The 22,087-nt window shown below is 58.1% G+C and carries 21 protein-coding genes and 3 pseudogenes; 10 read left to right on the forward strand and 14 right to left on the reverse strand.

Annotated features, from left to right (window positions below):
- Positions 1 to 195 precede the first annotated feature (195 nt).
- The 4 genes from AB8A23_RS12020 to AB8A23_RS12035 form a co-directional block, all read right to left on the reverse strand.
- A complete protein-coding gene (locus AB8A23_RS12020; RefSeq protein ID WP_439059624.1) occupies positions 196 to 657 on the reverse strand; it encodes a low affinity iron permease family protein in 462 nt (153 codons plus the stop codon).
- Positions 658 to 1,360: 703 nt separating this feature from the next.
- Positions 1,361 to 1,600 (reverse strand): hypothetical protein, encoded by a 240-nt coding sequence (locus AB8A23_RS12025; RefSeq protein ID WP_081422159.1) that lies wholly within the window; start codon positions 1,598 to 1,600, stop codon positions 1,361 to 1,363.
- A gap of 167 nt (positions 1,601 to 1,767) precedes the next feature.
- Positions 1,768 to 2,517 carry a DUF1236 domain-containing protein gene (locus AB8A23_RS12030; protein ID WP_439059623.1) on the reverse strand — a complete coding sequence of 250 codons (750 nt, stop codon included), beginning with the start codon at positions 2,515 to 2,517 and terminating at the stop codon, positions 1,768 to 1,770.
- Positions 2,518 to 3,242: 725 nt separating this feature from the next.
- Positions 3,243 to 3,875, reverse strand: coding sequence for a response regulator transcription factor (locus tag AB8A23_RS12035; RefSeq protein ID WP_081422136.1), 633 nt, complete (start codon positions 3,873 to 3,875; stop codon positions 3,243 to 3,245).
- Positions 3,876 to 3,946: 71 nt separating this feature from the next.
- On the opposite strand from AB8A23_RS12035, the gene AB8A23_RS12040 reads away from it, so the two are divergent.
- Entirely contained in the window at positions 3,947 to 5,287 is a 1,341-nt protein-coding gene (locus AB8A23_RS12040; RefSeq protein ID WP_439059622.1) for an ATP-binding protein, read from the forward strand.
- Here the strand turns inward: AB8A23_RS12040 and AB8A23_RS12045 are convergent.
- From AB8A23_RS12045 to AB8A23_RS12065, 5 genes and pseudogenes are all read right to left on the reverse strand, one after another.
- Entirely contained in the window at positions 5,284 to 5,472 is a 189-nt protein-coding gene (locus tag AB8A23_RS12045; protein ID WP_139069975.1) for a hypothetical protein, read from the reverse strand. The two genes, AB8A23_RS12040 and AB8A23_RS12045, sit on opposite strands and share 4 nt — an antisense overlap.
- A 360-nt stretch (positions 5,473 to 5,832) precedes the next feature.
- A pseudogene (locus tag AB8A23_RS12050) lies at positions 5,833 to 5,985 on the reverse strand (DUF1236 domain-containing protein); the annotation flags it as partial.
- Positions 5,986 to 6,075: 90 nt separating this feature from the next.
- Positions 6,076 to 6,480, reverse strand: coding sequence for a DUF1236 domain-containing protein (locus AB8A23_RS12055; RefSeq protein ID WP_068738747.1), 405 nt, complete (start codon positions 6,478 to 6,480; stop codon positions 6,076 to 6,078).
- 455 nt (positions 6,481 to 6,935) lie between these two features.
- Entirely contained in the window at positions 6,936 to 7,193 is a 258-nt protein-coding gene (locus AB8A23_RS12060) for a hypothetical protein (RefSeq protein ID WP_439059621.1), read from the reverse strand.
- A 441-nt stretch (positions 7,194 to 7,634) separates the two neighbouring features.
- Positions 7,635 to 7,874, reverse strand: coding sequence for a hypothetical protein (locus tag AB8A23_RS12065; protein ID WP_184511638.1), 240 nt, complete (start codon positions 7,872 to 7,874; stop codon positions 7,635 to 7,637).
- Positions 7,875 to 8,134: 260 nt separating this feature from the next.
- Between AB8A23_RS12065 and AB8A23_RS12070 the strand changes: the two genes are divergently transcribed.
- The 4 genes from AB8A23_RS12070 (at position 8,135) to mdoH (ending at position 13,283) form a co-directional block, all read left to right on the forward strand.
- The gene (locus tag AB8A23_RS12070; RefSeq protein WP_068738741.1) at positions 8,135 to 8,449 is read left to right on the forward strand and encodes a hypothetical protein; all 315 of its coding nucleotides are present in this window, start codon (positions 8,135 to 8,137) and stop codon (positions 8,447 to 8,449) included.
- Positions 8,450 to 8,464: 15 nt separating this feature from the next.
- Positions 8,465 to 9,076 (forward strand): hypothetical protein, encoded by a 612-nt coding sequence (locus tag AB8A23_RS12075; RefSeq protein ID WP_068738739.1) that lies wholly within the window; start codon positions 8,465 to 8,467, stop codon positions 9,074 to 9,076.
- Between the two features lie 569 nt (positions 9,077 to 9,645).
- Positions 9,646 to 11,109, forward strand: a complete 1,464-nt coding sequence (locus tag AB8A23_RS12080; protein WP_309943909.1) for a glucan biosynthesis protein G — start codon at positions 9,646 to 9,648, stop codon at positions 11,107 to 11,109.
- Positions 11,110 to 11,123: 14 nt separating this feature from the next.
- Positions 11,124 to 13,283: a glucans biosynthesis glucosyltransferase MdoH gene (mdoH, locus tag AB8A23_RS12085; protein ID WP_439060534.1), complete on the forward strand. Its 2,160-nt coding sequence runs from the start codon at positions 11,124 to 11,126 to the stop codon at positions 13,281 to 13,283.
- A 137-nt stretch (positions 13,284 to 13,420) separates the two neighbouring features.
- Here the strand turns inward: mdoH and AB8A23_RS12090 are convergent, their stop codons facing one another.
- Positions 13,421 to 14,431, reverse strand: coding sequence for a DUF1236 domain-containing protein (locus AB8A23_RS12090; protein WP_439059620.1), 1,011 nt, complete (start codon positions 14,429 to 14,431; stop codon positions 13,421 to 13,423).
- A gap of 813 nt (positions 14,432 to 15,244) precedes the next feature.
- Between AB8A23_RS12090 and AB8A23_RS12095 the strand changes: the two are divergent.
- The 3 genes and pseudogenes from AB8A23_RS12095 to AB8A23_RS12105 all read left to right on the forward strand — a co-directional run.
- A pseudogene (locus AB8A23_RS12095) lies at positions 15,245 to 15,346 on the forward strand (DUF3606 domain-containing protein); the annotation flags it as partial.
- A gap of 1,667 nt (positions 15,347 to 17,013) precedes the next feature.
- Positions 17,014 to 17,310 (forward strand): annotated as a pseudogene (locus tag AB8A23_RS12100) (RlpA-like double-psi beta-barrel domain-containing protein); the annotation flags it as partial.
- Between the two features lie 58 nt (positions 17,311 to 17,368).
- Positions 17,369 to 17,665 (forward strand): hypothetical protein, encoded by a 297-nt coding sequence (locus AB8A23_RS12105; protein WP_120286796.1) that lies wholly within the window; start codon positions 17,369 to 17,371, stop codon positions 17,663 to 17,665.
- Positions 17,666 to 17,768: 103 nt separating this feature from the next.
- Here the strand turns inward: AB8A23_RS12105 and AB8A23_RS12110 are convergent, their stop codons facing one another.
- Positions 17,769 to 18,095 carry a nuclear transport factor 2 family protein gene (locus AB8A23_RS12110; protein ID WP_081422157.1) on the reverse strand — a complete coding sequence of 109 codons (327 nt, stop codon included), beginning with the start codon at positions 18,093 to 18,095 and terminating at the stop codon, positions 17,769 to 17,771.
- 326 nt (positions 18,096 to 18,421) lie between these two features.
- Positions 18,422 to 18,619, reverse strand: coding sequence for a hypothetical protein (locus AB8A23_RS12115; protein WP_147421557.1), 198 nt, complete (start codon positions 18,617 to 18,619; stop codon positions 18,422 to 18,424).
- 831 nt (positions 18,620 to 19,450) lie between these two features.
- Between AB8A23_RS12115 and AB8A23_RS12120 the strand changes: the two genes are divergently transcribed.
- Positions 19,451 to 19,678, forward strand: a complete 228-nt coding sequence (locus AB8A23_RS12120; RefSeq protein ID WP_081422133.1) for a hypothetical protein — start codon at positions 19,451 to 19,453, stop codon at positions 19,676 to 19,678.
- A 78-nt stretch (positions 19,679 to 19,756) separates the two neighbouring features.
- On the opposite strand, the gene AB8A23_RS12125 is transcribed toward AB8A23_RS12120, so the two are convergent.
- Complete coding sequence (locus tag AB8A23_RS12125) at positions 19,757 to 20,068, reverse strand: hypothetical protein (RefSeq protein ID WP_439059619.1); 312 nt, start codon at positions 20,066 to 20,068, stop codon at positions 19,757 to 19,759.
- A gap of 355 nt (positions 20,069 to 20,423) precedes the next feature.
- Between AB8A23_RS12125 and AB8A23_RS12130 the strand changes: the two genes are divergently transcribed.
- Positions 20,424 to 20,666 (forward strand): ribbon-helix-helix domain-containing protein, encoded by a 243-nt coding sequence (locus tag AB8A23_RS12130; protein WP_081422132.1) that lies wholly within the window; start codon positions 20,424 to 20,426, stop codon positions 20,664 to 20,666.
- Here AB8A23_RS12130 and AB8A23_RS12135 read toward each other — a convergent pair.
- Positions 20,627 to 20,749, reverse strand: coding sequence for a hypothetical protein (locus tag AB8A23_RS12135; protein WP_439060590.1), 123 nt, complete (start codon positions 20,747 to 20,749; stop codon positions 20,627 to 20,629). The genes AB8A23_RS12130 and AB8A23_RS12135 overlap by 40 nt on opposite strands.
- Positions 20,750 to 22,087: the final 1,338 nt, after the last annotated feature.

Here is a 22,087-nt window from a genome sequence, read left to right on the forward strand (position 1 = left end):
TGTTCGGAGGCTAGCCGATGCGGATTGACCAACTTGCTTCGTTGTCGGTCGCGGCGAACTTGACACCCCGGCCCGTGAACGGGTCGGCAGGATGCCGAGCGTCGTCTAGTCCTGAGCCGGCGCATGGACATGGCGACGACGAAAGTTACGATGAGGGGGGTGCGAAGCCAGGACGGAACCCGCATCATCCGTCCATCAGGACCCAGCGGCGTCCGCGGCTTCGCGAGCTTTCTCGCCCATGCGTTGCACAGTCCTTTCACCGACCTTCTCGGCAGCAGCGCGTGCCTCGCAATTGGTCCGGATATCCTCTAATTCCTCGTCGGTCAGATGCTCGATGCCGACGAATGAGTTATGAGCGGCACTCGTTCGGATGAGTTCGTCTAGCTTCACCTGAATGGCGGCGCTGTCTCGGTTCTGAGAGTTCTGGATGAGAAAGACCATCAAGAACGTCACAATCGTCGTCCCAGTGTTGATGACAAGCTGCCACGTGTCCGAGTAACCGAACAGAGGACCGGTCACGGCCCAGATGATCACGACGGCGGCTGCGACGATGAACGTCGTGGCTCGACCCGCGAGTTGAGAAGTCTTGTTAGCAAGGTCTCCAAAAAAGCGGGAAAATCCGCTGCGACGTTCGTTGTTTGACACTATTGAATCCATTTGCCGGTGTGACCTTCCACAACATGCCGTGCAAATTCAATGCGATGGTAGTTTATTGCTCGAGCGCTTGGGCGCGCCAGGCGCGACATTTCTTGGCACCCAAAGATGACGTGACGCTCAATAGCCCAACAATCATTACGCGCAAACGCTGTAGCAAGCTCACCAGGTCAAGGGTAGTTGCTCGGAATCCTCACGTTGCATCACTTGTGGCCTTGAAATGCGCCGGCTTGCATAGTGCGGCGTCTGGCGCATCTTACGCCGGCGGGGCGTTTCTGTGACTTGGCGGAACTCAGTTGGCTTGCGCTCGGCGGTGTTTGTAGAGGCGAGGATAGGTGTCGGCTTCGCCGGCTCGACAGCAGCCGGTTGTAGGTGAACTTGACGCGGAGCGGATCCGCCGCCTTCGCCGCGCAGGCATTCTTCGGAGTAGTATGGCCAGTTTTGCTTTTCGCACACGCTATCGGCAGCAGTTTGCGAAACCCGTGCGGCGTCTTGGTCCATAGGCGCTCTGCCTGATGCGATTAGCACGTCAGAAGCTCCTGCGGGGGCATTAGGCACCGCGGAGCCCTGAGTCGCAAATGTTAACGTGATGAAACCAGCGAAGATGATTAAGCCAGCTGCACGTCGATCGAATGTCTTTAGAAAAGTCATGCGGATAACCTTGTCAGAAAAGGAGGAGGTGGCCCATGCGGGCCACTTCCTAGGATCAATCCCAACGATGACGGCGCTGCTTAATCACTACCACCCGGTCGCGATTGCGCCAGCCGCGGTGCCATCCATGATCGCGGCGATATTCCGCGCGAGGGCCGCGGTAGCCGCGGTCATAGTCGCGGGACATTCCGTGATCCTCGCCGATGCGAACGCGCACGTCCTGCGCACTTGCAAAGGTCGGGGTAGTTATGGTCGCCACGACGGCAGCGGCAAATGCGTAAGTTGATAACTTCATCTTCAAGCTCCCTTGTTCAACCGAGACGCAAACGGGATAAAGTGGCAATCGTTCCGCTGTAGCTGCATTGATCCGCACAAGGTCAAAAAAAACTGCCCGCGGATGTGGACCCGGGGCAGTAGAGTGAACGAGGAACGAGTGTCTAGCGCCACAAGGCGGCGCCGGGCCTAACCTTCGATGATGTAGACGATCTCATGTGTCTGCGGTCGAAGGATAACGTAACGACCATTGACCAGAATGAAGTCGTATCCGCGCCATTCTGGATAGATTTCGATCACTCGCGTTGGGAGCGGGTGCACGCGCACTGTAGACGGTACCGTCACGCCTACTGAGATGTTGAAGTTCACATTGCGAACTTCCTCGACCTTTTCTTGCCGGATCGCACTAGTGATCTGCGTGCGCTTTTCAGCAGGAAGGGCAACGGTTGCAGACGTCGCGGCATTGCCCGTCGTAGACGCGGAGCCGGCCTTGCCGTCGCCGGTCTTGGCGTCAGTGGCAGCCTTGGTTTCAGTTGTCGACTTGGTGTCCGTCGCGGACTTCGCGCCCTTGGTGTCGGTGCGCTCTTGCGCAGAGGTCCCGGCTTTATCCGACGGAGCGACGGCAGACTTATCCTGGGCGGTCGTTGCTGGTTTGGCAGGCGCTGCCTTCTGGTCGGAGGCGGCCTTGGCATCAGGTGCAGACCTGGTATCGGTCATCGACTTGCCGTCACTTGCCGTCCCCTTTGCAGCGGGCATGTTGGTCGAAGGAGCCTCGCCGGCCCGCGGTGCTGACGCGGCAGGTGCATCGCCGCCCTTTGATCCGCTCGCGCCGCCGCCCTGCGCCAGAGCGAAAGCAGTCGTGGCAATCAAGGCAATGGCCGCAGCCGATCCCATCAATCTCCTATTCATTTTATGACCTCCACTGTCGAGACCGCTCATTCGGTCTTGCGCAACAACAGCGAAAGCAGTTTCTTGGTTCCGTTCTTGGATGACGATTCCGGGTAAAAGAAGCAATACGGGCGGCGCCATATTCCAAAAGGCGCGCTGATGCCAGCAGTTGTCTTCGTAACGCCGAGCTCAGGAACCCATCGCAGCCCGGGAATTTGTGTCAACGGCCGCATGGTGCGGTCAAAGGAGAGCAATATGAAACGGATGATGATCGCCGGGGTCGCGGCCCTTTTGCTGACGGCGGGAAGTGGAGCGGCCGTGGCCGCTATGCCGCTAGCGCCGATGACAGCTTCGGGCGATGCGATCGAGATAAAGGGCGGCCACGGTCATGGTCATGGCCACATGCATCGGGGTGGACGCGGACATCATTACGGCTGGTCCCGCGGGCGCGGGCATCATTACGGCTGGAGCCGCGGCCGCGGTCATCGTCATCATTGGTGATAAGTCCGGCGGACGCGATTAAGCGTCCGCCACTCGTTCCGCGCCTGGCGCTGTTGTTGCGCTGCGCTGCGCTCACGACGCAATGCAGCAGCGTTTCCGCAGTGAATTTCGCGCGGATCCGGCGACAGGCGTCGCGCCTCCCCAAGACTGTGGCGGCACTTTCTCCCATGTCATAGGAACGCTAGCCACTTGTCGATCCACGTCCTTAGGCTTTAAGCCTGCGGCTGATGGGGGCTGTGCCGAAAGAAGCGGCCAAGACTTGATCGTGAAGAACTCTAATTTAAGCCCATCTCGACGGCTATACGGATAAGATCGGAGTGGTTCCGTGCGCCCAGCTTCTGCTTCAGTAGGGACGTGGTATTTGCTACCGTCTTGTAGGAGATGCCGAGCGCGTCGGCGACCTCAACGATCTTGTCGCCCCGGCCGAGGAGCCGAAGAATTTCCAGTTCCCGGGCCGACATGCTGGTGGCCGGATTTGCCCGGATAGCAGCGCCTGAGAACGTTACTGTCTTTGCGAGATGCGGAGAAATGAAGTTCTCACCCGCGGCCACTTTGCGTACTGCCTTGATGAGCAGGCGCGGATCGTCGCCCTTAGAGACATAGCCTTGGGCACCGAGCTCGATGGCTCGGACTACAAAGGCTGGATCGTCATTCATGCTGAACATGATAATACGCGCGTCGGGATCATCCTTGCGGATACGACGCATCAACTCGAAGCCGGAAAGATCCGGCAGATTGATGTCGATGATCGTCACGTCGGGTCGTTTAGATAGATAGGCGCGGTGCCCCGATTTCTCATCGACCGCCTCATCGATGGATATTGTAGGGTCCGACGCAAACAGCGAACGGCAGCCCGACACCACGACGGGGTGGTCATCGACAATCAGGAGCTTCACAGGCTGTGCCATCGGCGGGACAATCTCGCAATTATGCTATGCATATTGGATTTCAACGCTTTGACCAGAGGAATGGTGCCGGGTTGACCAATTTAATGATTCCAATGTGGACGACTTTGTCGCTGTGTGCACGCATTTGCGTGCTGCTGGGCGGCATGTTTCTGAGCGCCCTGATTGCCGGCCTCGCTTTGCTATGGATTTTCTCCTCGGATCAAATTTTGGAGGAAAACGAGCCATCGGCGCGGTCGGCGATCACCGTCGCGGCGGGTTTGAACGCCGCTCTCGCGGCCTCCACAAGACCCGACGCAATCCTCGCGGCGTTCGTCGATCAGCTCGGTTCGACACCTGCGGATGCGATCCGGTTTCGCCGTGATGGCGAGGTGCATGCACCGGAGCAGGGCAAGACGTCCGGCAGGGTCCCGGAATGGTTCGTGAAAGCGCTGTTCGTGCCTGACCTTGCGCAGCATATTCCCGTCCTGGTCCAAGGTCGCCGGGTCGGCGATCTTATTTTCGAACCAGATCTCTCTGCGCAGATCTACGAGAAATGGATCGGCTTTCTCTCGCTTCTCGGGTCACTCGTCGGCATGGCATTGCTTGCCGGCCTCTTGTCGTTTGTGACGATTGGCGCAGCGCTGCAGCCCTTACGCGATCTCGCTGAGGGGCTGGCACGGCTCCGCACTGGTGACTTCTCGAAGAAAGTCGATTGTTCCGGCCCCCCTGAAGTTCGGGAAAGCTGCTTGTCCGTGAACGAGCTTGCTTTGACTCTCGGTCGCCTCAGTTCAGAGAACCGAAGTCTATTACGAAAGATGATCTCCATCCAAGATGAGGAGCGACGTGACATCTCGCGTGAGTTGCACGATGAACTTGGTCCACTTCTGTTTGCTATCCGGGCTAACGTTACTGCTATGATCGACGACCGCGGCAGCGGCACCAACCGGTCTATGGGAGAGGAGCGCGTGCTGCAGGCGGTAGAGGCTTTGCAAATCGCCAACCGCCGCATTCTTGAGCGGCTGCGACCAATGCTCATCGAAGAGCTGGGTCTCGATGCTAGCATCCAAAAGCTTTTGCGTGACGTACACACGCAGGTGCCTGAAATGGCCGTGACATTCGAGATCGATCCCCGGATCGTCACGGCGGACAGTGTGGTCGCTCAGACCGTATACCGTTTGCTGCAGGAAGGCATCACCAACGTCCTGAAACATGCCGGTGCGTCTAAGATGAGCGTGAAGACCGAGGTGACGAACGAAGCTATTCTGGTCGAGGTTGCCGATAATGGTGCGAGGGCGCCCCTAGAGCCGAAATTCGGCCGGGGCCTGACGGGGATGCAGGAGCGCCTCCGCGCCTTAGAAGGAAAGTTTGACTACATCCGTGCCGACGGATGGACAACAATCCGGTGCAGCCTACCGCTGGCAGCGCCGGATTAGGTTGGACCGGCCGTCTTTGCCATCGGCGTGATCTCAAAACCGGCCAGCGAGAGAGCCGTGATCACTACCTTTGCAACGCAGGTCGCTTGCTCGCTCGTTATCGGCAATTTTTCTCCGTTGCGGTTCTCGATAGCACAAGTGCTAATAGCCTCGGCTATGATCGTCATTAGCTGGAAGTCATCCACCTCTAGCAACTCCTGAACAAAGCAACGACCTGCTTAAGTCTCTAGGAACGGCACGTTGAATAGACAGGGCTTGGGGCCTCCGATCTATTATTTGACGATGCGTAACGCCGCGTCCCGGGCACGTGGCGGGTCTTCCGGCTGACGATGATGCGCCATGCTGCGCAGTGAATCGGTGGGCCTCCAGCCCTTTGCGGAGGAGCTTTTTGTCGGAGAGCTGTCGCTTTCGCCGATGGCAAATAGAACTCCCAGCAGTACGGCGCCGACCCACACGAAATATTGAAATATGGGCAAGATGATCCTCCCACAAAGACGCATCGAACTGGTCGAGGCGGCCCTTTCGGCCCGCCTCGAAAAGCGCGCTTAGTCGATCACTTCGACAATACGATGGGTGCCCGGGTCGACCAGTACGGTCCGATCGTTGACCACCGTGTAGCGATAGGCAGTGGAACCGTACTCTCGCGGAACTTCATAATAGGTGACGCCGCTGTCGGGCAATACGGCGCCGACCCACACGAAATATTGAAATATGGGCAAGATGATCCTCCCACAAAGACGCATCGAACTGGTCGAGGCGGCCCTTTCGGCCCGCCTCGAAAAGCGCGCTTAGTCGATCACTTCGACAATACGATGGGTGCCCGGGTCGACCAGTACGGTCCGATCGTTGACCACCGTGTAGCGATAGGCAGTGGAACCGTACTCTCGCGGAACTTCATAATAGGTGACGCCGCTGTCGGGCAATACGGCACCGACGCGTAGCTCGCGGTCATACCGGTATGACGGGTGACGACGCTCGGTGACGTAGCTGTGGAAGCGGGGACGGTTGGCCTCGGAAATGCCGCCTGCCGTGGCGCCGGCGGCAGCGCCAACGGCGGCACCGACAGGGCCGCCGACGGCGCCACCGACGATTGCGCCGCCGACGGCTCCGCCCGCCGCTCCATTCTGAGCGAGGGCAGGCGAGAAGTAGGCCAGCGAAGCGATTGCAATGGCAGCCGTGGAAATGAATTTCATGATCGTCCTCCTGGTGTGTCGGCGGAGTGAAAACTGCCAACGCTTAAGGTCGTTCCGTCGAATTGCCGCTTTATCCCGACATTTTCCATCGACCGTGTGGAAGGCGGGGAAACGGCTTCTAACCGAGTGATCGAGGACCGCGCGCCACGTTTGTACCCGTTAGTACATTGACTTATATGACCTATCATAACTATTGGATGTGATTCAGAAAGCGTGGTGCTGACTATTATGAGCCCTGGCGGAAATAGACGAGCGGGAAATCCTGGTATCTCGATTGCTGCCGAGGAGGAAGACAGCTGCATATAGAGCGCGGGGATTTGGACGCGCATCCGGCGTCGGAGGAATTGTTTGTCGACATCGCCCAGGCGGCTGACGCTCCATGCCGGGATTGACCGCTATGAGCTGGTGGAAGGTCAGATTTTCTGACGTTAGAAAATAGTGGGATCGATAGCCGACTAATGCATGACCGAACTATAAACAGAAATCCTCGGCGCGAAATGAACACAGACAATGGTGCGGACGAACACGTCATCTACCAAACGAGATTTCAGGGAAGGGTACTGGATTTTCGCGGGCGTCCCGTTTTCCTGAGATACGACTGCTGTGAGTTCGTCAAATGCCAGATACTGCTCGATGAGGGGACCACCAGCGTCGCTTTCACGTACTGCACGTTCGAAGATTGCAACATCGATGCAATCCAAGCCGACGAGCATCGAGGCGTGGTCGCTCGCGATAATATTTTCAAGCCGCCAATAGAAGATCGCAGGCTTAACTTAGAACGACGCTTAGCGTTGGCGCTCGCTGCGAGGGATGTGTCACGCGGACGGAGGTTCCCTTAATCGATCGATGTGCTCCTGAAATTGCAACAGAGGCGTGATGCTCACTCGATTAGCACTTCGGCAACGGGACCCATTGAGTGATCGATTCATGCGTGTCCCGCTTTCCGCTACGCGCGAAGGCGGCTGGCACTGTCATTCGCTAAGGCGCGAGCCGCGCCGACACGTGCTGCAAGCGCGAGACGTCGTGGAGCGCTGGACATGCGATTGCGCATCCTTGCGATTAGTCGCGTCGACTCTCGCTAATCGGAACCGCGATACCGTGACCGGTCGGCACAAGCACCCGTCACCGATCGAGGTGACGGGTGCTGACGCGCGTCAGTTCTCTGTGCAGACCTTCATGGTCTTCATGCCGGTTTCGGCTTCCGTTCTGGTCTTGAACGTTCCGTTGTCGACAATCGTCGTTGTCGTGGTCGTTGGCTTCTTATCTACGATTGTGCACTTCTTGGTGGTGGCATCGCGCACCACGTAGTAGTCGCTGGAAACCGTCGTCGTTTGAGCGAAGGCCGAGGTACAAGCGAAAGCAGCTAGCGCACCGGCGAGATAAAGTGTTTTCATGGCGTATCCTCCAATTGCAAAATTTGCGAGACGCAAACGCGTCAATCAATCCGCGCAATTGCCGAAAGTTCCCGATCATGGTTTGGCGGTGAGTCAAGAAAAGGCACGCAAGCCGGCCATATGATCCGCCGTTGCGGGAAAGAATGTAAGCAAGGGATGTCGCGCCGCTATCGTAGGTCTAGGCCTTTTTTCGGCAATCAATGGAACGCGTCAGCTAACAGCTTGTTGGAGGATCCCAAACACCAACCTATGAGGGACCTATGAAACGCGTTTCGACTATTTGTGTCGCCGCTCTCCTGATCTCGGGAGTAGCCCATGCCCAGAGCCCGGCGGCAAAAGATCGTCCGGGCAACAATGCCGTCAACAGCGAGCAGAAGAACTCCAATGCGCCGGTCGCCGGACGCAACTCCTTCACCGAGGGGCAGGCCAAGAGTGCCATCGAAAAGGCTGGCTACACGAACGTCACCGAACTGAAAAAAGACGACAACGGCGTATGGCGCGGCAAAGCGACCAAGGGTGGCTCGACCAGTGCGATCAGCGTCGATTTCCAGGGCAACGTCAACGCAGCAAAGTAACCGGAAGGTAATCTCATGACCGTGACCATTTCACGTTTGTACGACTCGTATACGGAAGCGCAGAAAGCTGTCGGAAGCCTTGAGGCCGCCGGCGTTCCTCATGGGGACATCAGTATCGTGGCCAACAACTCCGAGGGCTGGTTCGACGGCAAGAAGGACCGCGACGGTGATGGCGTCGATGATCGCGCCGAAGCAGCCGGCACCGGTGCCGGAATCGGTGCAGGGATCGGCGGCGCTGCGGGCCTTTTAGCCGGACTAGGGCTGCTTGCAATTCCTGGCCTTGGACCAGTTGTCGCGGCAGGATGGCTTGCCGCCACGGCAGTCGGCGCTGCCGCCGGAGCAGCAACCGGCGGCATTGTTGGTGCTCTGACCGAGGCTGGCGTCTCCAAGGAAGATGCACCGCTTTACGCGGAAGGCGTTCGCCGCGGCGGCACGTTGGTCTCGGCAAAGGTCAACGAGGCCGATCGCGCGCGCCTCGAGGCGCTGATGAGCCCATCGTCAGTCAATCTCAATGATCGCCGTGTGGCCTGGGAGAAGTCGGGCTGGAGCGGGTATGACCCGGCAAGCCCGCCCTACGATGCGGGGCAGGTGCGCAAGGAGCGAGAATTGTACGGTCGTTCCCGATAACAACGATGGCCCGCTTCGGCGGGCCATTTTTTTCACCGGAGGTCAAGCTCAGCAGTCAGGGCGGAGTGGTGTGGCGTGTCAGGCGGTCGATGCGAGAAACCGGGCTGCGCGACGGGGAATTATGAACAACCGGCGGGATAAATTGGCAGCACTAATGCGGATCAATGCAGCATCGTCGAAGCGCTGCGTCCGTCGTTGAAAGCTGATCTTGAGGGTTTTCGTGAGTCATCCGGCAGGGGGCGTATTGGCTGCCGCATTGAATGGTGACTTAGCGCCGTCGCACGGCGTGGACCGATCTATCGACAACCGGACAGCGCTATTTTTACTCGTCTATGGTCAGTTCGCGCGCCGTCGACTGGCATTTGACACCGGCCGAGCGCGGGTTGGGAAAGGCCAGCGCTTAGTGAGCTAGAGTCGGGAAACACCGGCAATCAAGGCAAGCGCAGAGCGCTGAATGTTCCAGCTCGCGGAACTCGATGGTGCAGCGCGTGTTATTGCCTATCACTCTGGCGTTTGGAGACACCTTGAACCGCAGACAACTTCTCGGCGCTTCGGCCGCTTTGCCATTGATGACGATTATCCCGCGCAGCGCCCGCGCAGCTCCCGGGCCTGTGCCGTTCGACGCCGCCGTGGTGCGGCAAATGGCGCGGGAAGCCGCCGCCAAGGCGTTCAAGGCGCCAGACAACAAGCTGCCAGACTCCCTCAAGGATCTGGACTACGACCGATACCGCGCGCTGCGCTTTAATCCGGAGAAGGCTTTGTGGCGCGGCGAGAAGCTGCCCTTCGAGGTGCAGTTCTTTCATCGTGGCTCGTTCTACACCAATCGCGTCGATATCTATGAAGTGGCCAATGGCCAGGCGACCCAAGTCCCTTATCAACCTGAGCATTTCTCCTTTGGCGCTACGCCGCCCCCGCCGGCCGGCGCCGACTTAGGCTTCGGCGGCTTCCGGCTGCATGCCCCGATCAACAAGCCCGATTACTATGACGAGGTCTGCGTTTTTCTCGGCGCCAGCTATTTCCGCGCGGTGGCCAAAGGCCAAGTATACGGCTTGTCCGCGCGGGGCCTGTCCATCAACACCGGCGAGGCGGCCGGCGAGGAATTCCCACAGTTCAAGTCCTTCTGGATCGAGAAGCCGGCGTCCAACGCCAACTCGATCGTAGTGCATGCGTTGCTCGACAGTGAAAGTGCCGCGGCCGCCTATCGGTTCACCATCCGGCCAGGCGATACGACCATTTTCGATGTAGAAATGGTCATTTACCCGCGGGTGGAAATAAAAAACACTGGCCTCGCGGCGATCACGAGCATGTTCTTCTTCGGTCCGAACGACCGCAAGGAAGTGGACGATTTCCGCCCTGCCGTGCACGATTCCGACGGTCTGGCAATTTTCAACGGGCGAGGCGAGCAGCTCTGGCGACCCCTGCATAACCCGCGCGATCTGCAGATCAGCTCTTTCGGAGACCGAAATCCGCGCGGCTTTGGACTGATGCAACGGCAGAAGGACTTCTCCGACTACCAGGATCTCGAATCAAGTTTCGAACGGCGCCCCAGTCTCTGGGTGGAGCCGATTGGCGATTGGGGCGAGGGATCGGTGCAACTGCTGGAAATTCCGACCAAGGAAGAGATTCACGACAATATCGGTACCTTTTGGCGTCCGAAAAACCCGCTTCCAGCAAAGGGCGAACTCGCGTTTACCTACCGCCTGCATTGGGGGCCCGATCAACCGAAGCCGTCGGCGCTGGCGATCTTTTCACGCAGCGGCATCGGTGCGCGCGGGGACGATACCAAGCTATTTGTGCTCGATCTGATTGGCGACAAGCTCAAATCCATCGATCCCACCAAGATCAAAGGTGTTGTCACGGCCGAAAAGGCTGAAATCCGCAATATCGTAACACAGCGGAATCCGCAAAACGGCGGCTGGCGCCTGAGTTTCGAGATGCCGGTCAAGAGTAAGGCGCCGGTCGAATTGCGCGCTTCTTTGATGCAGGACGATCAGGCGATCTCCGAAGTTTGGGTCTATCGATGGACACCATGAATGTGAAGAACCAAATGCCATTGGTTACCGTGCCTGCGGCTACGTTGCCGGCCGGCGCGGGCGAGAGGTTTCTACCGCCAGAGATGCCGCTGACGATGATATCGGATGGGCTCGCAGGGCCAGCTTCCTCCCAACGACGCGCGCAGTTCAGGCCCATGCCGACTGTTCTGCGGCGCGCTTACATCCTCCTCGGCACCGTGGCCCTGACCGCGGCCGGCGGCTACGAGATGTTCGAGGTGCTGAAGGTCGGCGGCGTGACCATCCTCGAAGGCATGGTACTGGCGCTCTTCGTACTGCTGTTCGCCTGGGTCGCGTTCTCGTTCATGTCGGCACTGGCCGGCTTCGTCCTACTGTTGATGCGCGCACGGGATCCGCTCGCCATAGAACCGCTTACGCCACTTGCGATGATCTCAAGCCGCAACGCGATGCTGTTACCGACCTATAACGAAGATCCCCATCAGATCACGGCGCGGTTGCGGGCGATGTGGGAATCTATATCGGAGACCGGTTACGCCGCGCAGTTCGACTGGTACGTGCTGAGTGACAGCACTGACCCTGCAATCTGGGTGGCCGAGGAAAAAGCCATTTTGAAACTGCGCCGCGAGACTGCCAGCGATCGCATCTTTTATCGCCATAGGATGCGCAACACCGCGCGCAAATCGGGAAATATTGAGGATTGGGTCAAGCGGTTCGGCGCTGGGTATGATCACATGATCATCCTGGACGCCGACAGCCTCATGACTGGTGACACGATCGTGCGCCTGGTCGCCGGCATGGAGCAGCATCCCGGCGTCGGTCTGATCCAGACGCTGCCTATCGTTGTCAATGCGCGGTCGCTATTCGCACGGATGCAGCAATTCGCTGGCAGGCTTTACGGCCCGGTAATCGCCTCCGGAATCGCTTGGTGGCACGGCTCGGAAGGCAATTACTGGGGACACAACGCCATCATCCGCGTGCGCGCCTTCGCAGAACATGCCAGCCTGCCCGAACTTCCCGGGCGCAAGCCGTTCGGCGGCCATATTCTCAGCCATGACTTCATTGAAGCAGCTTTCATGCGGCGCGCCGGATGGGCGATCCACATGGCTCCGAAACTGGGCGGCAGTTTCGAGGAATGTCCGCCGTCGCTCCTCGATTTTGCAGCGCGCGACCGCCGATGGTGTCAGGGCAATCTGCAGCACCTGGCTGTGCTGGCAGCGCCGCGGCTTCATTGGGTCTCGCGGTTGCATCTCCTGACCGGCATCGGTTCTTATTTAACTGCGCCGCTGTGGCTCATGTTTCTGGTGCTCGGGATTCTCATCTCGCTGCAGGCCCAGTTCGTGCGTCCGGAATATTTCGCAAAGGGATTTTCGCTGTTTCCGCAGTGGCCAGCCCAAGATCCGGTTCGCGCGGCCTGGGTCTTCGCCGGCACGATGGGTCTTCTGATCGTACCAAAACTGCTTGCCTACGTTTTGCTGCTCACCCAGGCCGAAAATCGAGCGCGGTTCGGCGGCGGCTTTCTTGCTTTGTCCGGCATCATCGTCGAGACTTTGCTGTCCGGCCTGATCGCGCCAGTGATGATGATCTTCCAATCGTCGGCGGTAGGCGAGATTCTGCTTGGTCGGGATGCCGGCTGGCAGGTCCAGCGCCGCGACGACGGCGTCGTCCCGATCCGCGAAGTGGTCAGAAAGTACGCGGTACCGACCGTGTTCGGTGTACTGATGGCGATTAGCGCTTATGCGGTGTCGCTACCGCTATTCCTGTGGATGACGCCGGTAATCGTAGGTCTGTGGCTGTCGATGCCGCTGGCCATCGTGTCGTCGCGCGCTCTGCAGCCAGGCCAGCACGCCGGCTTATTCGGAACTCCCGAACAGAATCTACCGCCGAAAGTACTGATTCGCGCAAAAGAGTTGGCCTTGACGGCACCGATCTACGGCGCAAGCTCGCTGCACGAATTGCGTAAGGACATGGATCTGTGCGCGGCCCATTTGAGATCGCTGGTTGATGAGCCACGCAGCCGTGGCCAGATCGATTCCGACCTCGCCATCGCGCGAGCAAAAATTGTAGAAGCTGAGGATTTTGACGAAGCCGTCAGTTTTTTCAGTACGCGCGAGACTTTTGCGGCGCTGAACAGTCGGGTCGCGCTTCAGCAATTGGCTGCACTGCCCGATAAGGCACACGCCACGAAGTCTGAGTAGGACCTGCCAAAATATAATACGGAAAAGTGCGCGAGCCCCCATATGACAGCCATCGCACCCGAGGTTTCGGCCTTTGTAATGACATTGCGAAAAAGAGGCGGCCCATTGGCCGCCTCGATTCACTTTGTGAAGTCGTGTCAGTCAATTTCGTCGATCACCACGCGCTCTCCGGGGTCGACCAGATAGGTGCGATTTTCGCGGTGGATGTAGCGGTAGTCGCGCAGTGAAGGAGCTTCTCGGTAAACGACGTCGGGAAATTCTTCAATCTCGACCGTTTCCGGTAGACGCTCGCCGCGGCGGATAACCGTCTTGGCCGTACTGCCGGTCGTTTGGCGCTCGGTTGTCCTCGTCTTGACGTGCTTGCGCACAACGTCCCGGTCCTTGTCGGTAAACGAGACCTTGGAGCGGGCCGGTGCAGGCGCGGCGGCCGTTGATCCACCGGAGCGCGGCAGCACAGTTACGATTTGCAAGGTCGAAGGTTCGACGATGACGATTTCGTCGCGCACCACAAAGAAGCTGTAGCCTCGATATTGCGGTACGACTTCGACGACCTCAGAGGGAAGCGTCTGCAGACGGGTGTCGCGGGGAACAGAGGTGCCCACGGTCAGGGAAAAATTAACGTTGTTAAGAGGCTGCACGTTGAGCCGAGAAATCGACTGGGTAACACGCGTGCGCTGCTGGTCATTGATATTGACGGAAGCATTGACGCTGGTCGATTGCGACTGCGCATTGTTGTTCGTCGAGGGAGCTTGCGCCGCGTTGTTAGAAGGAGACTGCGCCGTATTACTCGTTGTCGTTGGCTGCGCTGCAGCGTTAGTACCGCCGCTGGTCGGAGCCTGCATCTGGCCGCCGGCCGTTGCGGGCGGCGTGTTGGTCTGCGCCTGCGGGGGCTGCGATGTTGAAGACCCGGCCGCCGACGATGGAGCAGTCGTCTGCGCCTGCGAAGAGCTGGTGGATGTGCTTGGTGAGGTGGACGTGGACCGATCGTTGGTCGTATCGGGCGCCTTCTGAGTCGTAGGCGAAGAGGTGCTCGGGGACTGCGTTTGTTGTGTGCTAGGGGAGGTTGCTGTCGCGCTTGGCGACTGAGCAATTGCTGCGGTGGCGAACACCAAGCCGACCGCCGTGCTAAATAAGAAACGCGCCTTCATGATCAATTCCTCCATTTTTTGTAGTCATCGTGAACGAGGAAGACACACGGTAGTTCCGATAGAAGTCGGGAATAAGTGGCAAATTCTAATGACAAGGGGTCTCTTCTCGGTCGCGTAGGCACTGATGGCCGCGTGGCAGAGCCGGAGAGCGAGGGCCTGGTGCAATTGCACGGCGCCTGCTGATCTTAATGCGAGCTGCGGCATCGTTCTGCTCAACGCCGTCCCTGCGAGTTCAAGTCTGCTAACCGGCTCCCTCCTTGTATTCTCGCAAAATTCGCCGGACTGCTCCGGCAATCAAGCAACCATTGTAATTGGGGAGTACGTCAAGGCAGACACATGCTCGCGGCGCACCCGCGACGCTCGCAACGTGACGGGAACCGTATGGTGTTTTAGCGGGACCAAAATTATTTGTAGGCGGGACGCATTGCGGGCCTACCGGGAACGGCGTCTCAACGACTACCCGGCTTCGGAATTAGACGACCTTCAGCCGGTCCGCAGCGGGGTCGCAATTGCATACCTTTCCCACCACCAGTCGCTTGGAACAACGCTCAATTAGAGCTCTTGATCCCACGTCCTTGCATGCACGCAAACTCTTGCATAGACGAACTCGCCGCGCGGGCCTTTGGGTTGGCGCGGCTCCTTTATGTGATCGTAACGTTTTACAGAGCGCTAACCTGCGCAACTGGCGCCAGATGTGTCTGTAGCGGTCTTGGCGGGAACTTGATGCCGCTGTCCGCCGTTTAACACGCGAATCGAGGCTGTTATGGACGATCTTAAAAAAAACTCCGCAAGGTCGCAGCAAGAGTTCGATACTGGACCAAGCACCTCAAGGTTACGAAGGAGGAGTTGCAAAGCGTTGTCGAAAAAGTTGGCAACTCTGCCGCGACCGTGCGTAAAGAGCTCGCAATTTCATAACGGGAGGCGACCCTGACTACTGTCTCGCTCGCTGCGCTTCTTGATGAGTCCGTCGATATCGCTTTCGATTTTCTGCGGCGCTCGGGAGACTTGGAAGATGTTCGTGAGGCTAACCAGTTCCTCACATTTCACGTAGCCAGACTGATGCGAGAGGGCATCACGAGCCGCCTTCTGTTGTCCAATCGGGCTATCGCGGCATATCGATCCCGAGCGGCCAATGGCCCGCCAAGGGATGTCAAGCGCTCAGCGGGCTAGCGTGGAGTTTTACCGGTCCTACCTTCGCGCGTCGCCGAAGGTTTGACGCCGACTTGGCCTTCGCCAACTGGGAGATCCCCGGCTAAGTCCTCAGGCCAAGTCTGCGCTCATTCTGGCCGCAACGCTCGTTGGATGGGCCCTCATTCAACGTCGAGGCCAAGCTCACGCAACGCTCGGGCTGGCTCAACCGAACCGAATGCGTCTCGGCGCTCCTCGGGATCATAGCGTCCCAACCGAAATGGAGAGCGGCGACGCTTTTGTACCGCAGTATCCGGAATCCTATCGCCCAGATGAGATGGGAATGCCGTTCGACGAGGGGCCGAGGAAAGCTTCCGGCTCCGTGAAAAGTCAGCACAAACTAATTCGTTCCTCGGGAAGGATCGGCCCGGCGGCGGAGAGATTTCGCCGCCGGCCGCCTCACTGAACTCGGTGCGGATGCCGCTCAGCTCGGCCAACAGCTTCTGCAAAAGCTGCCGGCTCGTGAAAATTGGATCAAATGGTTTCGTTCCGGCGGCGCTTCATCAAGCCCCCAATAATATAATGGAAGGCCCGGCCGCCTGAGGTTGAGGGACATGGTGAGCCGCCGAGCCCGGCGACAGCTTAAGGGATCATCTGCCAGCTGCCGGAAAGAACAAACTTCTTGGAATCCTTCCTGGGCCGACGGAAACCGGAGTGTATGACCTTGGAAGAACGACCATCGGCTCCTCAAATAATCAGATCTGATCGACAACGTTCCGGTCAACATCCGCCTAGCTTAGTGGGGCCGCTCATATTGCAATTGAGCGACCCCGTGCCACGCAATTGAAATGTTGCCGGTACGAACGACAAGTCCGGCAACGTCACGCGACACTTTTGACGCTAAGCCCTTCGTTCATGTGCACAACACAAGCCGCTCCTTAACCTAACTACTCAACCTTACCGGCGAAATTCGTTAGCTGCTTCTCACGGCTTGCGGAGCGGATTTCGCCATCGCCTGTCACCGGCGGCGCAGGGCACATCAGCTGAGTACAATCATAGGAGGCTCGGCGGCGTTGGGTTTTGGGGGTGGGGAAGCCGCCGAGCCCGGCCGACAGCACCACACAACTGCCGACCGCAGGAAAAAGCGGCAATAATAGATTTCGTTCCATCAAATAGCAGCCAATGAAATGGCCCGACGCTCAGCCGAATCCTTGAGCGGCGGGCCGACCGTCGCGTGTGCTTCCTGGGATCGCTCCGGCCGGGAAAATCTAGCATCAACACAAATGGAAACTCAATGACCCGCCTTTTAGCGGCAGCCTGGCTGTGCGTGCTCTCCGTCAGGCCTGCTGCTGCTCAGAACTTCCTCGAAGGCGTCGTATCCCTCAACCTCACCATGACCAAGGAGGAAACTGCATCGCTAGCCATACGGCGTAGGAGATGGCTATCACGGCCGCGGGACGGCCTCGGGCGAACGGTTCGACTTACGCCCTGGCGGCCGCACACCGCACCACGCGCTTCGGCAGCCACGTCACGATGATAACGCCAATGATCGGTCGGTAAAAGTTCGGATCACGGCTCGCGGCCCGTTTATCAAGGGTCGTTGCATCGATCTGTCTCGAGCAGCAGCCAATGCAATCGGCGTGGGTGGTATCGCGCGCGTCACCGTCCGGGTAGCCCCACGAGCGGGTGACCCGGTCGTGTTTGCCTCCGGAACTTGCCCGGCTGTCGAACGGAGGCCGGGCTTTTTGTAATCCGTCGCGATGGAGTGTCTAATAGCCGGACAGGCACGGTGCCGACAGGGAGGTTGCAATGCGCGAGCAAAATCCATCCCGGACGATTAACTTTGGTCAGGCCATCGTTTTAATCGTTCTGTTCGCCATGCTGCTCTTCGCAATTGTCTGGTCGATGATGGCATGGACGTCAGCTGAGGACGCTGAGATGTCGATCCATGGTTGGATCGCCTTGGCGCTCGGGACGGTTTTCTCACTCGTTATTGGATGCGGCCTGATGGCCTTGATGTTCTACAGTAATAGAAGCGGCTACGACGACACGGCAAACACCGATTGGCGCAGCGAAAAAAAACCGCCAGATGATGAAGTCGGGTAGGTACCCGCGATTAGCCTGCAGCCGCTCTTGCTCGGCGCCGGTGACCGGGCTTTTTATTCGACTAGCCTGATGACCCTCAGCGCGTTTGCGCGGTCAAGGGGCCCTAATTTGGCGGGCCGCATTTTTGGAAGGTGATCTGGCCAGCAGCATCAAATTCAAAGTCAGCCCGGATATTTGAGCCGTGGCAAACGTAAGTAATGGCAACGCCATCACGGGCCGGTTCGAGATTGTCCAAGTCCGCGGCCGGAGAATCTCTTAGGCGCTGCTCCCAATATGCACGTAAAGCCTCGCGACCATTTATCGTCGTGGCGCCGCCGCAACCACATTCGATCGTAGCGGCTTCGGCATAAAGGCCGAGAATACTTTCAAGGTCGCCTGAGCGATAGGCATCTAGCCAATCAACTACCGCGGCCATCGGGTCAAAGGACATTTTCTCACCTACTTGCCAAACGTATGCGTCTAACAAGCGATTTAGAAGTAGTCTAATGAATGCGTCCTGAATGGTTTATTCAGGGAAGTGGCCTGAAACCCACCGTGGACGGTATATCAGTATGTTAGTGGTGTTTGGTGATCGCCGTCCTCTTAGCACTTTGGAATCTGGGGATTGCTCCATGGTCGGATCGACAGCACGAGCGAGCGCATTAACGATGCGCTAACCAAGCTCGATCAGCCTATCCAAGAATGCGGCGGCACCGGACGGGGAGCCGGCAGCCCCATCAGGATGCCGGCCGGTGTCATGCCCGGGCGGCTTTTTCGTCATTCGATCAATCGGATCACTTTGCGCCGATTGAGCCGATCCAGCGTGGCAACGAAGTCCCGATCGTCGAGCACGTCGATCAGCCGATCGACTAGATCAACGGCACTTCGCGAGCCCGGCCCGATGTAGTCTTTCAAAAGATTTCTCGCCGCGGTCACAGAACGTATCAGATGATCGATCTCATCTCGCTCACTCATTGGTCTCTCGCCAGCTTGGTCGCGCCACGCCGGCTCCTTCTTGCCCTAGTGATAGACGGGTTCATCCATCGGAAAAGGTTTGCATCGAGCCAAGCCGAGCGAACATTTGCGGTCTAGAAACTGGCCCCCGACACCAACAGAACCGCACCAATTACCATTAGGAGAATGCCCGGCCAGTTGGTTCCGAGCCCCAAGAATCTCATGCCCCGCCGCGGTGGCTCCAGAGTGTCGCGAACTGGCCGGGAGGAATCTGGGCCGCTAAGCGATCCCCGCCAAATAGCGGCGCGTGCCATGTACAAGACGCCGCCTAGGACTAGCAGCGCGCCAAGGCCCATCAGGAACATTCTCGGCTCCGCATTCATCGCTGACACACGCACGGACCGGGATTTTAAGAGCCGGCGGAATAATTCGTTCCGGGCTGGCCGATCGACAGGCGAGGCAGATTGCTGACGAAGTATACGCTAACAAAAAAAAGCCCGCCGAAGCGGGCCTTTTCTCAATCAGAGAGAACCATACAGCTGGCGCTCTCTGCGCATCTCGTCCGCATCGAAGGTTTGCTCGCAGGATCGTAGCCAGTCCAGCCGCTTTTCTGCCAGGCGGGCTCCTTAGAAAGGAGAGAGCGAAGACGCTCATCGATGCAATACGTTTCATGTTCTTCACGAGCAGGGGGCCCGTCCAACTCGCACGTGCGAATGGTGTTCCAATCCCATCGCGCTCGATGGTGCGGTGCGATCCGACCAAGTGGCCAGCCAGATGATGTTTCCAATTGGTGAGCCGTGGAGGAACAGAGCAAGGCGAAGAGCTGTTATCAAGGGCAAATAGGAGTTACTGATGACACGTTCGATCCTGTTAATAGCTGCGGCAATCGTATTCTCCGGCACAGCCCTTGCGCAAAGCAGCGGAACGCTGGAGGAGCAGGCTGCGTGCCGTGCCAGCGTGAAGCGCTATTGCGCACAAGCGATTCAGGGCGGGGATATGATGGTGCTTTCCTGCCTTCAGCAGAATAGGCCGCGCATTTCGAAAGCATGTCGGCAAGTGTTATTGAAGCATGGCCAATAGGCGTGCTCAGGCGAAGGGCCCCGGCACTTGCTCCGGGGCCCCAGCTGTCCAGTAGAGTACATCCGTCCAGCTGGACAATTAGTTCCCGCCGCCCGCGCCACCCCCGGCACCGCCGCCTGCGCCACCACCTGCGCCGCCTGCACCACCGCCCGCGCCGCCGCCGCTAGTGCGGCCTTGGTCAACGTTGTTCATTGAGTTGGCGCCGCCGGCTTTTCCTGCAGCTGCGTTCGAACCGCTGAGAGAGCTGGCGTTGTTGCCGCGTTCCGAGCCAACTGCGCCGGTCGTCCGGTCCGACGTTGTTGGTGCAGCGGGCGAGCTCGGCGTCGTCTGGGCGAGCGCCGGCGCTGCAATAAGTGTCAGTGCTGCACTTGCAATAAGAAGTTTTCGCATGTCGTTTCCTCTCGTGACGCCCCAACCGAGAAATGCAAACTAACAAAACCTGTTCCCGAACGACTTCACTTTTAGATGGGAACAATTTCTGGTTCTCGCATTTCTCAGAATGCCTCGCATGAGTGTGTCTTCGTAAGGCGTTCAATTTTCTGGTTGCCTCGCCGCGGCGCCTCGAACACCGGGGGACCCTTGAAAGTAGCCTCTATGTTGAAGAGTCCGCGACGATCCATCCGACCGATTTACGGCTACGCGCTCGGCTTCATCTTGTTGCTGGGTCTCATTGGAGGCGCGGTCTCGGTCATCAGAAACGAAGGTAAGGCACCTGTCGATCAGCAAACCAAAACGGTGAAATAGCGTGCCTCAGCCGAAAAGGAGAAAGCAGGGACTCGTTAAAGCCGACGGATCGAAGTCGAGCGTCAGCCTTGAGCCTGAGTTTTGGAGCGCTTTAAAGGAAATTGCCAGTGAACGAGGGACGAGCCCAGCAGCCCTTGTCAGACTGGTCGACCGCAACGGGCCTCAGGTGAACTTAACCTCGGCCGTCCGTCTGTTCGTCTTGCATCATTTCAAAGCCAAAATAAAGGACGGGTCTCCCGCGTAACTTAGCCGGCTGTTGGCAACGTTCGCATTGTGAAATTCAATGCGGTCATCAGCAACCGGCCGGTAATGCTCAATCATCGTCATGTATGCCTCCGCTGGAAAATCCGCGAAATAAGCGCGCGCTCGTTGTCTGGCGGCAAGACGGGGCCGGGTAAATGTCTCGGGGACGGCCCCACTGTTAAGTCGAAGCTTTTCACGTCGTGATCGAAGCCGTTCGCTCAACGACCGGGGCTTCGTTTACGATCCTCAACTGGCCATAGCCCTTCTGCAAACTCTCCAGAGCGGCGATTTGCATCGTCACGGTCAGGTATTTCAGGCATGCACTGGAGAACCGACTGCGGGTGGCGACGCCTAGGCTCGATGTAGTCCCATAGAAGCCGCAGGTCCATTTTCAGATGCCAGACCTTTCCGGGTTCGCATTCCAGTCTTGCTGAGCGATGGTGCCGACGTCTACGTCGCCGTACCGGATGTCCATGTCTCGAGCAGGGCGGGAGAGCGATGGCGGGAGAGTTCGGGCGGGCATCACAGCGCCTTTGTGGCGTGCCGCCGTCCGGGCGGCGACGATTTCGATGAGCGTCGGGATGGGCAAGCGGAACAATAGGCGCGAATTGGCATTGCAACACAATGGAAGACAGACTCTACCGAGTCCTTCTCGCATTAGGCATAGCCGGGCTGATTACTGCATTCGTGGTTTTGGTCCTCCTACTGCTTTATTGGGCAGTAGGTAGTATTTGAGCGGCCGCCTCAGTTGGCGGCCTCTTTCATTATGACTCGATGCGACGTCTCCGGATCGCGCCAAATCAAAACGCGGCTCCTACCTCTTTAGACGATGGCCGGTGGGTGTCGCCCTCGCGCATCAGAACGAGCCGTCATTTGGCTCCTGGTGTGTCTGAAGGATCAGCGCTATGCCGAAGAGTAAGATGCCCAACATTAGAAGATCGAAAATATGGTCCTGCATATCCCCATTTTATCCGATGGCGGGGAGGGCGCCACGTGCTGATGGGCGCCGCGTTCTGCGTCCCCGTTAGCTTGTTCGAAATCGTCGCGGGCTCGCGCATAAAAAACCGCCCGCATTTTCGCGCGGCGGCTACCGGAACTGCTCAAAATGGATCGGTAATAAAAACCTTTCCTCCTCCAGTCGGATGAGCAGATCAGATGCGAGAAACATACCGTTGATTCGTCGGGTCTCTTCTACAAGTTCACATCGGATGTTCGCGACGCTTGATTGGTTGAGCCTCCGTTTTAATAGCCTTTCAAACGTCTGATCAGAAGTTGCGCGTCAGTGGCACCCACTTCATAGGGAATCCTCGTGACGTTTCATTGAGTTCGTTCACTCAACCCAGAAATAAAATAAGCGTCAGCAAAGGGCATTATAAATTGCCGCTTGTTCCCGAATTGGAATCCTCGACACGATCGGACTGT

This window comes from Tardiphaga sp. 619_E2_N8_4, from assembly GCF_051810905.1.
Lineage (GTDB): Bacteria > Pseudomonadota > Alphaproteobacteria > Rhizobiales > Xanthobacteraceae > Tardiphaga > Tardiphaga robiniae.

Coding starts and splice junctions, on each gene's coding strand:
- AB8A23_RS12025 (WP_081422159.1), bottom strand. CDS start 1,600: ATGAAGTTATCAACTTACGCATTTGCCGCTGCCGTCGTGGCGACCATA.
- mdoH (WP_439060534.1), top strand. CDS start 11,124: ATGCCATTGGTTACCGTGCCTGCGGCTACGTTGCCGGCCGGCGCGGGC.
- AB8A23_RS12125 (WP_439059619.1), bottom strand. CDS start 20,068: ATGCGAAAACTTCTTATTGCAAGTGCAGCACTGACACTTATTGCAGCG.
- AB8A23_RS12080 (WP_309943909.1), top strand. CDS start 9,646: ATGACGATTATCCCGCGCAGCGCCCGCGCAGCTCCCGGGCCTGTGCCG.
- AB8A23_RS12030 (WP_439059623.1), bottom strand. CDS start 2,517: ATGAGCGGTCTCGACAGTGGAGGTCATAAAATGAATAGGAGATTGATG.
- AB8A23_RS12135 (WP_439060590.1), bottom strand. CDS start 20,749: ATGACGATGATTGAGCATTACCGGCCGGTTGCTGATGACCGCATTGAA.
- AB8A23_RS12060 (WP_439059621.1), bottom strand. CDS start 7,193: ATGCTCGTCGGCTTGGATTGCATCGATGTTGCAATCTTCGAACGTGCA.
- AB8A23_RS12020 (WP_439059624.1), bottom strand. CDS start 657: ATGGATTCAATAGTGTCAAACAACGAACGTCGCAGCGGATTTTCCCGC.
- AB8A23_RS12090 (WP_439059620.1), bottom strand. CDS start 14,431: ATGAAGGCGCGTTTCTTATTTAGCACGGCGGTCGGCTTGGTGTTCGCC.
- AB8A23_RS12110 (WP_081422157.1), bottom strand. CDS start 18,095: ATGTCCTTTGACCCGATGGCCGCGGTAGTTGATTGGCTAGATGCCTAT.
- AB8A23_RS12075 (WP_068738739.1), top strand. CDS start 8,465: ATGACCGTGACCATTTCACGTTTGTACGACTCGTATACGGAAGCGCAG.
- AB8A23_RS12070 (WP_068738741.1), top strand. CDS start 8,135: ATGAAACGCGTTTCGACTATTTGTGTCGCCGCTCTCCTGATCTCGGGA.
- AB8A23_RS12115 (WP_147421557.1), bottom strand. CDS start 18,619: ATGAGTGAGCGAGATGAGATCGATCATCTGATACGTTCTGTGACCGCG.
- AB8A23_RS12055 (WP_068738747.1), bottom strand. CDS start 6,480: ATGAAATTCATTTCCACGGCTGCCATTGCAATCGCTTCGCTGGCCTAC.
- AB8A23_RS12065 (WP_184511638.1), bottom strand. CDS start 7,874: ATGAAAACACTTTATCTCGCCGGTGCGCTAGCTGCTTTCGCTTGTACC.
- AB8A23_RS12120 (WP_081422133.1), top strand. CDS start 19,451: ATGACACGTTCGATCCTGTTAATAGCTGCGGCAATCGTATTCTCCGGC.
- AB8A23_RS12105 (WP_120286796.1), top strand. CDS start 17,369: ATGCGCGAGCAAAATCCATCCCGGACGATTAACTTTGGTCAGGCCATC.
- AB8A23_RS12035 (WP_081422136.1), bottom strand. CDS start 3,875: ATGGCACAGCCTGTGAAGCTCCTGATTGTCGATGACCACCCCGTCGTG.